The organism is Streptomyces sp. NPDC088124 (assembly GCF_040685895.1).
In the GTDB taxonomy this organism is placed as follows: domain Bacteria; phylum Actinomycetota; class Actinomycetes; order Streptomycetales; family Streptomycetaceae; genus Streptomyces.
Genome location: NZ_JBFBJB010000016.1, coordinates 13548 through 26368, shown reverse-complemented (window position 1 = coordinate 26368; position 12821 = coordinate 13548). Strand labels below are relative to the sequence as shown.

Below are 12821 nucleotides of genomic sequence, written 5' to 3'. Positions count from 1 at the left end.
TGAGCAACCCCTACCAAGGGCAACCCAGTCCGCGAAAGCGGCGCCGGCTCAGGCGCAAAGGAAGGATGCAGTGAAGTACCGCGAGACGTACGACCGTCGGATCCACACCGAGGACGTCTGGATCCCCACCCGGGACGGCACCCGGCTGCACGCCCGGATCTGGCGGCCCGTCGACGCGGCGGCCGACCCGGTCCCCGCCCTGCTGGAGTATCTGCCGTACCGCAAGAGCGACTGGACCGCGCCCCGGGACGCCCAGCGCCACCCCTGGTACGCCGGGCACGGCTACGCGTCCGTACGCGTCGATCTGCGCGGCAGCGGGGACTCCGAGGGCGTCATGCTCGACGAGTACACCGAGACCGAGCTCGCCGACGGCGTCGATGTCGTCAACTGGCTGGCCGCGCAGGACTGGTGCACGGGCAAGGTCGGCATGTTCGGGATCTCCTGGGGCGGTTTCAACGCCCTCCAGATCGCCGCCCTGCGTCCCGAGCCGCTGAAGGCGATCGTCACCGTCTGCTCCACCGACGACCGGTACGACAACGACGTCCACTACATGGGCGGCGCGGTCCTCGGTATCGACATGCTCGCCTGGGCCGGCACGATGCTCGCGTTCACCGCCCGGCCGCCGGACCCCGCGCACGTCGGCGCGGACCGCTGGCTGCCGATGTGGCGCGAACGGCTCGACGCGATCACCCCGTACCTGCACACCTGGCTCGCCCACCAGGAGCGCGACGACTACTGGCGGCACGGCAGCGTCTGCGAGGACTACTCCGCCGTCGACGCCGCCGTCCTCGCCGTCGGCGGCTGGGCCGACCCGTACCGGGACACCGTGCTGCGGCTGGTCGAGCGGCTGGACGCGCCGGTACGCGGGCTGATCGGACCCTGGTCGCACCAGTACCCCGACCGGGGCCTGCCGCCGGGGCCGGCCATCGGCTTCCTCCAGGAGACGCTGCGCTGGTGGGACCAGCACCTCAAGGGGACCGACACCGGCGTCATGGCCGAGCCCGCCCTGCGCGCCTGGATCAACGACCCGGTCCCGCCCGCCACTTCGTACCCGACGATGCCGGGCCGCTGGGTCGGCGCCGACTCCTGGCCGTCGCCCGCCGTCACCTGGGACGAACGGCCGCTGGGCGAGGCCGGGGCGGCCCCCGTGACCGTGCGCTCGCCGCACCACACCGGGCTCGACGCGGGCCGGTTCTTCCCCTTCGGCAACGCCACCGACCTCCCGCCCGACCAGCGGGAGGAGGACGGCCGCTCCGTCTGCTTCGACTCCCCGCCGCTGACCGGCCGGACCGAGGTCCTCGGCCGGCCCCGGGTTCGGCTGCGGCTCGACAGCGCCACCCCCCGCGCCCATGTCGTCGCCCGCCTCTGCGACGTCGCGCCCGACGGCTCGTCCACCCTCGTCACCCGGGGCGTGCTCAACCTGCTCTCGCGCCACGGCAGGGAGCGGGCGGACCCGTGGGTGCCCGGCACCTTCGAGGACGTCGAGTTCGAACTGAACGCCACCGGCTACGCCTTCCCGCCGGGGCACCGCGTTCGCGTCGCCGTCTCCGACGCGTACTGGCCGTGGGTCTGGCCGCACGGCGAGCGCGGCGCCCTGACCGTGCTCCCCGGCGACAGCGCCGTACTGCTGCCCGTACGGGATCCGGCGTACGACACGGGGCGCGCCCCGATCCGCTTCGAGGAGCCGGAACAGGCCGTGCCGCTCGCGGTGACCGTGGACACCCCGGACCCGGCCGCCCCGCCGCGCCCCGAGCGGGTGGTACGGCACGACGTGGCCACCGGTGAGTGGACCCTGGAGGTCGACCCGAACTACGGCGGCTCCCGGACCTATCCGGACGGTCTGCGGTACGAGGAGAGCGCCCGCGAGGTCTACCGTATCCGCGGGGACGATCCGCTGTCGGCGGTGGCGTCCTCCTCCTGGACGATCCGGCTGCGGCGCCCGGACGGCTGGGACGCGCACATCACGACCAGTACCGAACTACGCGCCACGGCAACGGAGTTCATCATGGACAGCACCCTCCTGGCACGGGCGGACGGAGAGACAGTGGCCGAGCGGTCTTGGCACAGCACCACCCCCAGGACATCCGGATGACGGCGAGGACGCCACGGCGGGCCGTCGCCGCCGCCAGCCGGACCCGCCAGCCCACCGAGGTGCGCCGCCGGCTCATCGCGGAGGCGGCGGTGCCGCTCATCGCGGAGCGCGGCTCGGCGGCCGTCGGCGTACGGGACGTCGCGGCGGCGGCCGGGGTGTCGGTCGGCACGGTGACGTACCACTTCGAGAGCGTCCAGGAAGTGCTCTCCGAGGCGATGGTGCTGCACATCGAGCGCTATTACTCCGCGCTCAGCGCCTCCGCCGACCGGGCCACCCGGGCCGCGGAGGGGCTGCGGCTGCTGATCGACGCGCTGTTCACCGACGACACCGACCGGCACTGGCGGATGTGGTTCGACTACTGGAACGCGGGCGACCGGGACCAGGCGTTCGCGCGCGGTCAGGCGGCGCGGTACGAGAGCTGGCACGGCGAGATCCGCGCCCTCGTCGAACGGGGCCGGGAGGAGGGCGACTTCACCTGCGAGGACCCGGCCGACTTCGCCGTGCGCTTCGCCGCCCTGGCGGACGGCCTCGCGCTCCAGCGGCTGCGCCAGGCCCCGCCGCTCACCACGCGGGACGCGCGCCGCCATCTGTGCCGGCTGATCGAGGTGGAGCTGGAGGGACGGAACTGACGGCGGGCCGGGCCGGCCGGGCCCGCCGGGTCCTCGGCGCCCGCCATGGGGCTGCCCCGGACGACCGGCGCCGGGCGGGCGTCACAGGGCCGGCTCCGCCGCCCCGGCCGGCGCCTCGGACCTCCGGGCCCGGCGGGCCATCCACGCGGCCACCAGCGCGCCCGACACGTTGTGCCACACCGAGAACACGGCGGCGGGCAGCGCGGCCAGCGGGCTGAAGTGCGCGGTCGCGAGCGAGGCGGCCAGCCCGGAGTTCTGCATGCCGACCTCGAAGGCCATGGCCCGGCTCGCGGGCCGGCCCAGCCCGGCCGCCTTGCCCGCGCCGTAACCGAGCGCCAGCCCCAGCCCGTTGTGCAGCACGACGGCGACGAACACCAGCAGGGCCGCGGACTTGATCGCGGCGGCGCTGCCCGCCACCACCACCGCGACGATCACGGCGATCGTCACCGCCGACAGCCAGGGCAGCGTCCCCAGCACCCGGTCGACGTACCGCCCCGCCAGCAGCCGGACCGCCAGACCGGCGAGCACCGGCAGCAGCACGGTCTTCAGGATGTCCGTGACCATCGAGCCCGCGTCGACCGGCAGGAACTCGCCCGCCAGCAGCAGCGTCAGCGGCGGCGTCACCAGCGGCGCCAGGACGGTCGAGACGGTGGCGACCGAGACCGACAGCGCCACATCGCCCCGGGCGAGATACGTCACCACGTTGGAGGCGGTGCCGCTCGGCGCACAGCCGACCAGGATCACCCCGGCCGCCAACTGGGGCGGCAGATCGAGGGCGTTGGCGATCAGCCAGCCGAGCCCCGGCATGATCACGTAGTGCGCGACGAGACCGAGCCCGACCGCCCAGGGCCGCTTCGCCACCCCGTCGAAGTCCTTCGGCGTCATGGTCAGCCCCATGGCGAACATGACGACGCCCAGCAGGTACGGCACCGATACCGACCACCCCGCGAACGTGCCCGGGGTCAGCAGACCCAGGGCGCCCGCGGCGAGCACGAGGACGGGGAAGACGGTGACCGCCCGCCGCGCCGCGCGCCCGGAGGCATCGGCGGCGGGCTCCGCGGGGGCCGTGGGGGCTGTGGGGCCTTCGGGGTCGGCAGGGCCTTCGGGGTCGGCAGGGTCGGCGGGGTCGGCGGGGGAGTCTTGTTCGGATCGCACGGCGCGATGCAACGCCTCGGCGCCGCTCGGCGCAACAATGTCTCACAATGTGGATGTAATGGCCACGGATCGGGACGGCTCCGGCGGTCCGTGCCGCCGCCGGTCAGGAAGTCTTCAGGTACGGCCTGTCAGCCTCCCGTGCATGACGACCAACAAGCACGCCGCGGCGGCCCGGCCCCGCGGACGCGAGACGCTGAACAAGGTTCCCGAGGTCACTGTCTACTTCTGGGTCATCAAAGTCCTGTGCACCACGGTGGGGGAGACCGCGGCCGACCTGCTCAACGCCAACCTGGGCCTGGGGCTCGCCAACACCTCGTACGTGATGGGGGCCCTCCTGCTCGTCGCGCTCCTCTTCCAGTTCCGGGCGCGCGCCTACGTGCCGGGCCGCTACTGGCTGACCGTCGTCCTGATCAGCGTGGTCGGGACACTGGTCAGCGACAACCTCACCGACCGTCTCGGCGTGCCGCTGACCACGACCACCTGGGTGTTCGCGCTCGCTCTGGCCGTGACCTTCGCCCTCTGGTACGCGAGTGAGCGCACGCTGTCGATCCACACCGTGCGGACCCGCCGCAGGGAGTGCTTCTACTGGCTCGCGATCCTGTTCACCTTCGCACTGGGCACCTCGGCCGGAGACCTCACGGCCGAGCGCCTGGGTCTCGGCTACTGGGTCTCGGCCGTCGTCTTCGCGGCGCTGATCGCCGTCGTGGCGCTCGCGTACCGGGCCCTCGACCTCGACGCCGTCCTGGCGTTCTGGACCGCGTACGTCCTCACCCGCCCGCTGGGTGCCTCGCTCGGCGACTACCTGTCCCAGCCGGCCGGGGACGGCGGACTCGGGCTCGGCACCGTGGGCACCAGCCTGCTCTTCCTCGCCGTGATCGTCGCCCTCGTCGTCCATCTCGCCCGTACGAAGCGGGACGTGGCGGCGGAGGGCCGGGCGCCCGCGCCGGTCCCCGGCCACGCGGGAGGCCGGGTCATCCTGCCGGAAGACGTACGGTGAACCGCGCCCCGCTGCCGTCGCCCGCGCGCTCCAGGGTGATGTCACCGCCGGCCGCCCTGGCCAGCCGGCGCGCCAGCGCCAGTCCCAGCCCCGCCCCGTCGTGTCCGTCGCCGGGGGTGGCCCGGCGGCCGGGCTCGAAGAGCGAGGGGACGAACTCCGCCGGGACGCCCGGGCCGTCGTCCACGACGCTCACCTCGACGGCCCCCGGCACCGCCGCGTACTCGATCACGACGGAGCGCACGGCGTAACGCCGGGCGTTGTCCAGGAGCGGCATCAGGATCCGCTCAGCGACCGCCGCCGAGACACCGGCCGTGATCATGGCCCCGGCAGGAGTCCCGGCGGCGGCGCGGGCGCGCACCGGCGGCGCCTGCGGATGGTCGGCGGTCACCCGCGCGGCCAGCGCCCCGGTCAGCTCCGGCAGCCGGCAGCGGCCGGGCACCGGCGCCTCGCGGGTGCGTGCCTCGGAGAGGAGGCTGTCGCAGATCTGCCGCATGGTGGCCGCCGCGCCCGCGATCGCCTCGTGGGCGGCCCGCCGCTCCGCGGCGTCGCGTGGGCGCGACGTCAGCCAGTCGGCCTCCGCGGTGATCCGGGCCAGCGGGGTGCGCAGTTCGTGGGAGAGCTCCGCCGCCTGCTGCTGTTCATGGCGCAGGACCGCGGCGAGCCGGTCGAGCAGTTCGTCGAGGCTGGCGGCGAGGGCGGTCAGTTCGGCCGGCCGGTCGGCGGTGCCGAAGCGCCGGGCGGCGCCCTCCTCGCTCCACTGCGCGGCCTGCGCGCTCATCGCCCCGACCGGCCGCAGGGCCCGCCGGACGACGAGCCGGGTCAGCGGATAGACGGCGCACAGCAGCAGCGCGCCCAGCACGACCGACGCCACCAGAGCCGTGTCGGCGGTGGAGCGGTACGGGTCGAGCCCGACCGAGGCGACCACCGTGCCCGCACGGCTCCCGTCGGGCCCCCGGACCGGCAGCGCGTAGAGCCGGGTGGCGGAGGGCTCGGAGACCTCGGCGAACGCCCGCGCCCGGCCCGCCAGCGCGTCCGCGCTCCGCCGCAGCGCGGGCGGCGCGCCGGGCGGGGACTCGATCGCGCGCCGGCCCTGGTAGATCCACACCCCGGTGTCCAGCGCCTGGTCCTGGGCCGGTTCATGGACCACGAGCCGGCCGTCCGGCCGTACCTCGACGGTGGTGGCGACGGCCTCCGCCTTCGTCCGCAGGACGTCGTCGGCCTGCGCGCGCAGCCTGCTGTCCAGTGCCAGGTTGAACGCGGTGGTCAGGACGGCGACCCAGAGCGCGCTGGTGACCAGCGCGACCAGCGCCAGCCGGCCACGCAGCGTGCGCGCCGACAGCCGCCGCGCGAACCGCCGCCCGAGCCGCTCCAGCCGCCCGAGCCGCCCCAGCCGTCCGAGCCGCCTCAGCCGTCCGAGCCGCTCCAGCCGCCCCGACCGGCCCGGCGGATCCGGCCGCTCCCGGGGCTCGCGCGTCACACCGGTCCCGTCCGGTCGGCCGCCCCGTCGGCGGTCCCGCCCGCGCCGTGGTCGAAGCGGTAGCCGACGCCCCGTACGGTGCTGATCCCGTGCGCGGCGCCCGCCGCCCGCAGCTTGCGGCGCAGCCGGGTCAGATACTGGTCCAGCGTGTTGTCGCTCACCTGCGCCCCCTCCGGCCAGCCCGCCCGCAGCAGGGCCCGGCGGCGTACGGCGGTACCCGGCGCGGCCATCAGACAGGCCAGCAGCCGGAACTCGGTCGGTGTCAGCGGCACGGCCGTGTCCCGCGCCGTCAGCTCGTGCCGTACGGGATCGAGCCGCAGCCCCCGCACGTCGATCGCCGGGTCGCGTCCCGCGCGCCGGAGGGCGGCCCGGACGCGCGCCGCGAGTTCGGCGAGATGGAAGGGCTTGGCGAGATAGTCGTCACCGCCGGAGGAGAAGCCGGAGAGCCGGTCGGTGAGGGTGTCGTGCGCGGTCAGGAAGACCACCGGGGCGGTGATCCCCGCGGCCCGCATGGCCTGGCAGACGTCGCGGCCGTCGGAGTCCGGCAGCCCGATGTCCAGGACCACCGCGTCCACCCGGGCGTCGGCGGCCCGCAGCGCCCCGGCGCCGTCGGCGGCGGTCACGACGTCGAAGTCCTCGTCGCGCAGGCCCCGGGCGAGCACGTCCCGCAGGCCGTGGTCGTCCTCGACGATCAGGACGCGGTGCATGGTCACGCCGCCCAGTATGTCGCGTACGAGCACCGGACCGCCGGGCCGTGGATCCTTCGCTCCCGCGGCCTGCCGGGCGGCCACCCTGCCGGGGCCGGGCTCAGGTGTACTGGTTCGAGGGCTCCCAGGTCTGGGTCGCGGGAGCGGTGTGGTGCCAGTGGCTGACGATGCCGTTCCAGTCGGTCTGCGTCGCTGTGGTGTTGTCCCACGGGGACGTGTGGGGCGGAATCTGCTGCCAGTTGATGTCGTCGTTGCTCCGCGGAAACGGCACCGCGTGGCCCGGGGCCCCGCCGGAGGAGTGGCCGCCCAGCTCCGTCTGGGGAACGGCGTCGAGCCGCCGGTGCCGGCCCGCCCGGTCCTCGTGGACCGACGGCTGGTTGAGGCGGCCCTCCGCGGAGAGCCGCTGGACCCGGGCGACCAGATGGGCCAGCTCCAGGCCGAACTCCGTGGCCAGCGCGGTCAGATCGAGTCCGGTGTGCCAGCCGCCCACCAGGACGGCGTCCAGCGCCGCCGACCAGGCGGTGTCCGCGACCGGTACGGGCTGGCCCGGGGTGTGCGCCGGGAGCGGTGTCTGGACCGGGGACAGCGGCTGCTCGGCGCCCGGGAAGTCCGCCGCGTGCGGTCCCGAGCCGAACCCGGTGGCCGAGGGACCGGCCGGGGACTCGACCGGTGCCGTCACCTGCGTCCGGAGGTCATCGGGTTCGACGGCGAGGAGGTGCTTGGCGACCGTACGGGCGTCGTCCTTGCCGACGGTGCGCCGGGCGAGCCGTACCTCGCGCTCGTGGAGTCCGAGAAGGTTGGCGACGGCGCCGTCGCTGCCGACGGTCACGGCGAAGGCGGCGAGCATCCGGGTCCGGCCCGCCTGCGCCTCGTCGAGAATCCCCTGGGCTTCCCGGACCTGGTCGTCACTGCCGCAGAAGGCCGCCGCCAGCACGGAGTGACGCTCCCACAACTCTCTGGGTTCCATGCCGTGATCAACGGTCGTTGAGATCTTATGGGTCGATTTGCCGTTATAGATCACTACATCGAGTGCTATTTCCTTCAACTGCTTATCCGGAGCCGGTCCGGAGCCGAAAAGGCGGCCCCGGACCACCCCTTCCGGGCCCCGGGACCACCGGGCGCTGTCCCGGTGTCGCCCCGGTGTCGCCCCGGTCCCCGCAGGTCAGGCGAAGGCGCCGCTGTACGCGTTCAGGGCGGGCTGGCCGCCGAGGTGGGCGTAGAGCGCACGGTCGAGTCCTTGCCGATCTCGCCGGTACGGACCAGATCCATGAGCCCGGCCATCGACTTTCCCTCGTACACCGGATCGATGATCATCCCCTCCAGACGGCCCGTGAGCCGGATGGCCTCCAGCGTCGACTCGACGGGAACACCGTAACGGTCGCCCGCCCAGCCTTCGAGGAGGCTGATCTCGTCGTCGCGCAGGTCGCGTCCGAGGCCGATCAGCTCCGCCGTGTGGCGGGCGATCCGCTCCACCTGGTCCCGGGTCTCCTCGATCCTGGCGGACGCGTCGATGCCGATGACCCGCCGGGGCCTGGCCTGCCCGGCGAACCCGGCGATCATCCCGGCCTGCGTGGAGCCCGTGACACTGCAGACGACGATCGTGTCGAAGAAGACGCCGTGCTCGGCCTCCTGGCGCTCCACCTCGTACGCCCAGTTGGCGAACCCGAGGCCGCCGAGCCGGTGTTCCGAGGCGCCGGCCGGGATCGCGTACGGCGTGCCGCCCTCGGCGCGGACCTCGTCCAGCGCCTGCTGCCAGGAGTCCTTGATCCCGATGCCGAAGCCCGCCGGGTCGAGGCGGACGTCCGCGCCCATGATCCGGGAGAGCAGGATGTTGCCCACCTTGTCGTTCACGGGGCCGGGCCAGTCGACCCACTTCTCCTGCACGAGCCGGGCCTTCAGGCCGAGCCGGGCGGCGACGGCGGCCACCTGTCGGGTGTGGTTCGACTGGTACCCGCCGATCGAGACCAGGGTGTCCGCGCCCTGCTCCAGGATGTCGGGGACGATGTACTCCAGCTTGCGGGTCTTGTTGCCGCCGTACGCGAGCCCGGAGTTGCAGTCCTCGCGCTTGGCCCAGACGGCCGCGCCGCCCAGGTGACCGCTCAACCGCTCCAGCCGGTGGATCGGGCTCGGGCCGAAGAGCAGCGGATAGCGTGCGAAGTCCTCGATCGCCACGGGGGGTTCCTCTCGCTCGGTCGGTGGTGGTGCGGGGCGCGTGGGGGAGTGTGCGGGGAGCGCGAGGCGCCGTACGGGGGCGGGCGGCGCCCGCTCAGCGGGCGCGGACCAGTCCGTGACCGCCGGAGACCTCCGGCGCGGGGCCCGGGCCGGCGAGGGTCATCCAGGTCATGTGCGCGAACGCCGCCGCGGTGGCCCCGTCACCGGCCGCGCAGGCATCGATCATCCGGTCGTGCAGCGCGACCGAGCCGAGGCCGGCCGCGGAGGAGAACCGGACCCGCTCGACGCGGCGCAGCAGCGGTCCGTACTGGTCGAGCACCTCGGTGACGACGGTGTTGGACGCGGCCGTCACGCAGATCTGGTGCAGGGCGTCGTCGGCCGCCAGCGCCGCCGTCACGTCACCGCGCTCCAGCGCCGCCGCGAACGCCGCGTTCCCGGCCCGCATCGCCTCGATGTCCGCCGGGGTGAGCGCCGGAGTGGCGAGCCGTACGGCCAGCTCGTGCAGGGCCGCCACCACCGGCTGGGCGTCCCGCACCGCCCGGTCGTCGAGCGCGCTCACCCGGGTCGACCGGCCGGGCCTGCTGACCACCAGACCGCTGCGCTCCAGCCGCATCAGTGCCTCGCGGATCGGGGTACGGCTCACCCCGATCCAGCGCTCCAGCTCGCCCTCCCGGAGCTGCTCCCCGGGCCGCAGCGTGCCGTCGACGATGGCGTCCCGCAGGGCGGTGAAGGCGCGGTCCCGCAGCAGGACCCGGCCGGCGAGCGAGGTATCGGGAATCGGCATGCAATATATTGCATGCGTCTTTGGGAACGCTGTCAAGGGTGGGGAAAGCGGGGCAGATGCCCTCACCTGTCATATCGGTAAATAAAAATTCTGTATGCGGTGACTGCTACACAAAAGTCAGGAAAGCGCGCAAACTGGGGGTGTTGCGGCTCGATGCCGTACATCGCGGTCAGACTTGCACGAACGAAGGAGGCGAGTCGTATGGCCGACGTCTCACATTCGAGGGGCGACCTGTCCAGTCACCCCGATGTTCCCGAGATGCGCGCGAGGTACGCCCGCATGCTCGGCGGGCGCGGTGCGGCGCTCCTGGACGGGCCGGTGTTCCTCGTCGGCCTGTTCTGTGCTTTGTCGCCCTGGATCGTCCACTTCACCCTGAACCAGCCGGCCCTCGCGGCACACAACCTGATCATGGGGATCGCGATCGTCGTCATGGCGCTCGGCCTCACCCTCGCCCCGGTGCGGATGGCCGGGCTGAGCTGGGCCCTGTGCGCCATGGGTGTCTGGCTGATCATCGCTCCATGGATCGTCGGCACCGCTCCCGACGCGGGCGTCATCTGGACCAACGTCGTCATCGGCGCACTCACGTTCCTGTTCGGACTGGCCTGTGCCGGTACGGCGATGAGAGCCGCCCGGAAGGTGTGAGCGGCACGGTCCGCGCACCGGGCGCGGCCGGCCCGTCCCCGAGCGGGCCGGCCGCGCTCCGTACGGAACCGGTTCTCGGTGGTCCCTGTGATCCCGGTGGTCCCGGGGCAGTGGGACCATGGCGCGATGACGCTCATCGACCATGTGGACGCCCTGCTCGAAACCCCCGGGACGCCGCCCGTCGTCGCCGCCGGTGACCCGGTCCTGCGACGCCCGGCGGCCCCGTACGAAGGACAGTTGGGGGAGGAGCGGCTGGCGCGCCTGGTCCGGCTCCTGCGCGAGACGATGCACGCCGCCCCCGGCGTGGGGCTGGCGGCGCCCCAGATCGGGATCCCGCTGCGGATCGCGGTCATCGAGGACGCCGCGCAGGTGCCCGAGGAGGTCCTCGCGGCCCGGGGCCGCGTCCCGCAGCCCTTCCGGGTGCTGGTCAACCCGTCGTACGAGCCCGTCGGCGAGGACCGCGCCGCCTTCTTCGAGGGGTGCCTCAGCGTCCCCGGCTGGGCGGCCGTGGTGGCCAGGCACCGGACGGTACGGCTCCGGGGCCAGGACGAACGGGGACGGGAGACCGACGAGGAGTTCTCGGGATGGCCGGCCCGGATCGTCCAGCACGAGACGGACCATCTCGACGGAACGCTCTACCTCGACCTGGCCGAGACCCGCTCGCTCTCCGCCACCCACCACCTCACCGAGCGCTGGTCCCAGCCGACCCCCGCCCTCGCCGCCCGGGAACTGGGCTTTCCTCTCACCTGAGTCGCCCGGGTCACTTGAGTCGCCTGAGTCATCCGAGTTGCCCGAGGAAGGGACGGACCGGCTGTTCCTGAGGTACGGTGCCTGCCATGGGCACGCATTCTTCTCTCCGTGCGGTGGAGTCGCGCTTCGGCGACCCCCACGGTGTGTGCGCGCCCCGCGGCGTCAGTTTTCTGCGCCGCCGAGGCCGGGTGGGTTCTCCCCCGGCGCTCTGCTGTCCCTGCCGCTGATCCGCGCCGAGGGCCCGGTAGCTCCGTAGCCGGCCGCTGACCCCGCCCCGGCCCGGGCCGGTATCTCCAGGCACCACCCTCGCGTTGCCCGTCGCACCCACTCCGCCGTGCCGAACTGAGGAGCCCTGTGACCACCACAGCCGTACCCGCCTCCGCCTCCGCGCCCGCCGCCCCCGTACCGCCCCCGCTGCGCGACCACCGCATCCCCGCCGACGGCCTCTACGAAGGCCACCGGGAACTGCGCCGCCTCCCGGAGGGGTGGCAGGAGCGGCCGTACGAACTCTTCGGCCTCGTGCCACAGGCGCGCACCATCGGCGCCGAGATCCGGGGCCTCGACCTGTCCCGCTCCCTGGAGCCCGCCGTACGCGCCGAACTCGACCGCGCCCTGCTGGAGTGGAAGGTGCTCTTCTTCCGCGGCCAGCACCTCACCTCCGGGGAGCAGCGCGCCTTCGCCCTGAACTGGGGCGAGTTGGAGACCAACCCACTGCTCGCCACGGCCGGCGCGCCGGACGTCGTCCGCTTCGACCGCACCGCGGTCCCCACCTTCGAGAACGTCTGGCACACCGACGTCACCTTCCGGGAGCGGCCCGCGCTCGGCGCCGTACTGCAGCTGCGCGAGGTGCCGCCGTCCGGCGGCGACACGATGTGGGCCGACATGGCCGCCGCGTACGACAACCTCCCCCGGGAGGTGAAGGACCGTATCGACGGCGCCCGCGCCGTCCACGACTACATTCCGGGCTTCTCCCGCTTCTACTCGGCCGAGCGACTGGCCGCCTTCCAGGACGAGTTCCCGCCGGTCGAGCACCCGGTGGTGCGCCGCCACCCCGACACCGGACGGCGGATGCTCTTCGTCAACGCGTCCTTCACCACCCGGATCGTGGGGCTGGAGCGGGCGGAGAGCGACCGGCTGCTGCGGCTGCTGTTCCAGCAGGCCCATGTCCCCGAGTTCCAGGTGCGGTTCCGCTGGGGGGCGGGCGACATCGCCTTCTGGGACAACCGCGCCACCCAGCACTACGCCGTGAGCGACTACGCCCCGCACCGCCGCGTCGCCGAACGCGTCGCCATCGCGGGCGACCGGCCCTTCTGACCGGCCCGTCCGCCGGACGGGCGCGGGACGGTCCCGGAGGCTCCGCCGAGCCTCCGGGACCCGGAAGATCCCAGTTCAGACTCTTGACAGTTCCGGTTCACG

The 12821-nt window shown here is 73.6% G+C and carries 11 protein-coding genes and 1 pseudogene; 6 read left to right on the top strand and 6 right to left on the bottom strand.

Annotated elements, in window-relative coordinates; translation table 11 throughout:
• Positions 1–70: 70 nt before the first annotated feature.
• Both AB0P17_RS15150 and AB0P17_RS15145 read left to right on the top strand, forming a co-directional pair.
• A complete protein-coding gene (locus tag AB0P17_RS15150) occupies positions 71–2092 on the top strand; it encodes a CocE/NonD family hydrolase (protein WP_365811061.1) in 2022 nt (673 codons plus the stop codon).
• A complete protein-coding gene (locus AB0P17_RS15145) occupies positions 2089–2721 on the top strand; it encodes a TetR family transcriptional regulator C-terminal domain-containing protein (protein WP_365811059.1) in 633 nt (210 codons plus the stop codon). Before AB0P17_RS15150 ends, AB0P17_RS15145 begins: the two co-directional genes overlap by 4 nt.
• A gap of 81 nt (positions 2722–2802) precedes the next feature.
• On the opposite strand, the gene AB0P17_RS15140 is transcribed toward AB0P17_RS15145, so the two are convergent.
• Positions 2803–3876: a bile acid:sodium symporter family protein gene (locus AB0P17_RS15140; protein ID WP_365811057.1), complete on the bottom strand. Its 1074-nt coding sequence runs from the start codon at positions 3874–3876 to the stop codon at positions 2803–2805.
• 142 nt (positions 3877–4018) lie between these two features.
• Between AB0P17_RS15140 and AB0P17_RS15135 the strand changes: the two genes are divergently transcribed.
• Positions 4019–4873, top strand: coding sequence for a hypothetical protein (locus AB0P17_RS15135; protein WP_365811055.1), 855 nt, complete (start codon positions 4019–4021; stop codon positions 4871–4873).
• Here AB0P17_RS15135 and AB0P17_RS15130 read toward each other — a convergent pair.
• The 5 genes and pseudogenes from AB0P17_RS15130 to AB0P17_RS15110 form a co-directional block, all read right to left on the bottom strand.
• Positions 4848–6350: an ATP-binding protein gene (locus tag AB0P17_RS15130; protein WP_365811054.1), complete on the bottom strand. Its 1503-nt coding sequence runs from the start codon at positions 6348–6350 to the stop codon at positions 4848–4850. The two genes, AB0P17_RS15135 and AB0P17_RS15130, sit on opposite strands and share 26 nt — an antisense overlap.
• Positions 6347–7057 (bottom strand): response regulator transcription factor, encoded by a 711-nt coding sequence (locus AB0P17_RS15125; RefSeq protein ID WP_365811315.1) that lies wholly within the window; start codon positions 7055–7057, stop codon positions 6347–6349. Before AB0P17_RS15125 ends, AB0P17_RS15130 begins: the two co-directional genes overlap by 4 nt.
• A gap of 100 nt (positions 7058–7157) precedes the next feature.
• Complete coding sequence (locus AB0P17_RS15120) at positions 7158–8024, bottom strand: hypothetical protein (RefSeq protein WP_365811053.1); 867 nt, start codon at positions 8022–8024, stop codon at positions 7158–7160.
• Between the two features lie 195 nt (positions 8025–8219).
• Positions 8220–9229, bottom strand: a pseudogene (locus tag AB0P17_RS15115) (1-aminocyclopropane-1-carboxylate deaminase).
• Positions 9230–9323: 94 nt separating this feature from the next.
• The gene (locus AB0P17_RS15110; protein WP_365811052.1) at positions 9324–10013 is read right to left on the bottom strand and encodes a GntR family transcriptional regulator; all 690 of its coding nucleotides are present in this window, start codon (positions 10011–10013) and stop codon (positions 9324–9326) included.
• 201 nt (positions 10014–10214) lie between these two features.
• Between AB0P17_RS15110 and AB0P17_RS15105 the strand changes: the two genes are divergently transcribed.
• The 3 genes from AB0P17_RS15105 (at position 10215) to AB0P17_RS15095 (ending at position 12719) form a co-directional block, all read left to right on the top strand.
• A complete protein-coding gene (locus tag AB0P17_RS15105) occupies positions 10215–10655 on the top strand; it encodes an SPW repeat protein (RefSeq protein WP_365811050.1) in 441 nt (146 codons plus the stop codon).
• A gap of 126 nt (positions 10656–10781) precedes the next feature.
• Positions 10782–11405, top strand: coding sequence for a peptide deformylase (locus tag AB0P17_RS15100; RefSeq protein WP_365811048.1), 624 nt, complete (start codon positions 10782–10784; stop codon positions 11403–11405).
• 354 nt (positions 11406–11759) lie between these two features.
• The gene (locus tag AB0P17_RS15095) at positions 11760–12719 is read left to right on the top strand and encodes a TauD/TfdA family dioxygenase (RefSeq protein WP_365811046.1); all 960 of its coding nucleotides are present in this window, start codon (positions 11760–11762) and stop codon (positions 12717–12719) included.
• Positions 12720–12821 lie beyond the last annotated feature (102 nt).

What these genes read in the sequence shown, in the direction of transcription:
- AB0P17_RS15120 (WP_365811053.1), bottom strand. Translation starts at nt 8,024, where the DNA reads ATGGAACCCAGAGAGTTGTGGGAGCGTCACTCCGTGCTGGCGGCGGCC.
- AB0P17_RS15145 (WP_365811059.1), top strand. Translation starts at nt 2,089, where the DNA reads ATGACGGCGAGGACGCCACGGCGGGCCGTCGCCGCCGCCAGCCGGACC.
- AB0P17_RS15100 (WP_365811048.1), top strand. Translation starts at nt 10,782, where the DNA reads ATGACGCTCATCGACCATGTGGACGCCCTGCTCGAAACCCCCGGGACG.
- AB0P17_RS15135 (WP_365811055.1), top strand. Translation starts at nt 4,019, where the DNA reads ATGACGACCAACAAGCACGCCGCGGCGGCCCGGCCCCGCGGACGCGAG.
- AB0P17_RS15105 (WP_365811050.1), top strand. Translation starts at nt 10,215, where the DNA reads ATGGCCGACGTCTCACATTCGAGGGGCGACCTGTCCAGTCACCCCGAT.
- AB0P17_RS15110 (WP_365811052.1), bottom strand. Translation starts at nt 10,013, where the DNA reads ATGCCGATTCCCGATACCTCGCTCGCCGGCCGGGTCCTGCTGCGGGAC.
- AB0P17_RS15125 (WP_365811315.1), bottom strand. Translation starts at nt 7,057, where the DNA reads ATGCACCGCGTCCTGATCGTCGAGGACGACCACGGCCTGCGGGACGTG.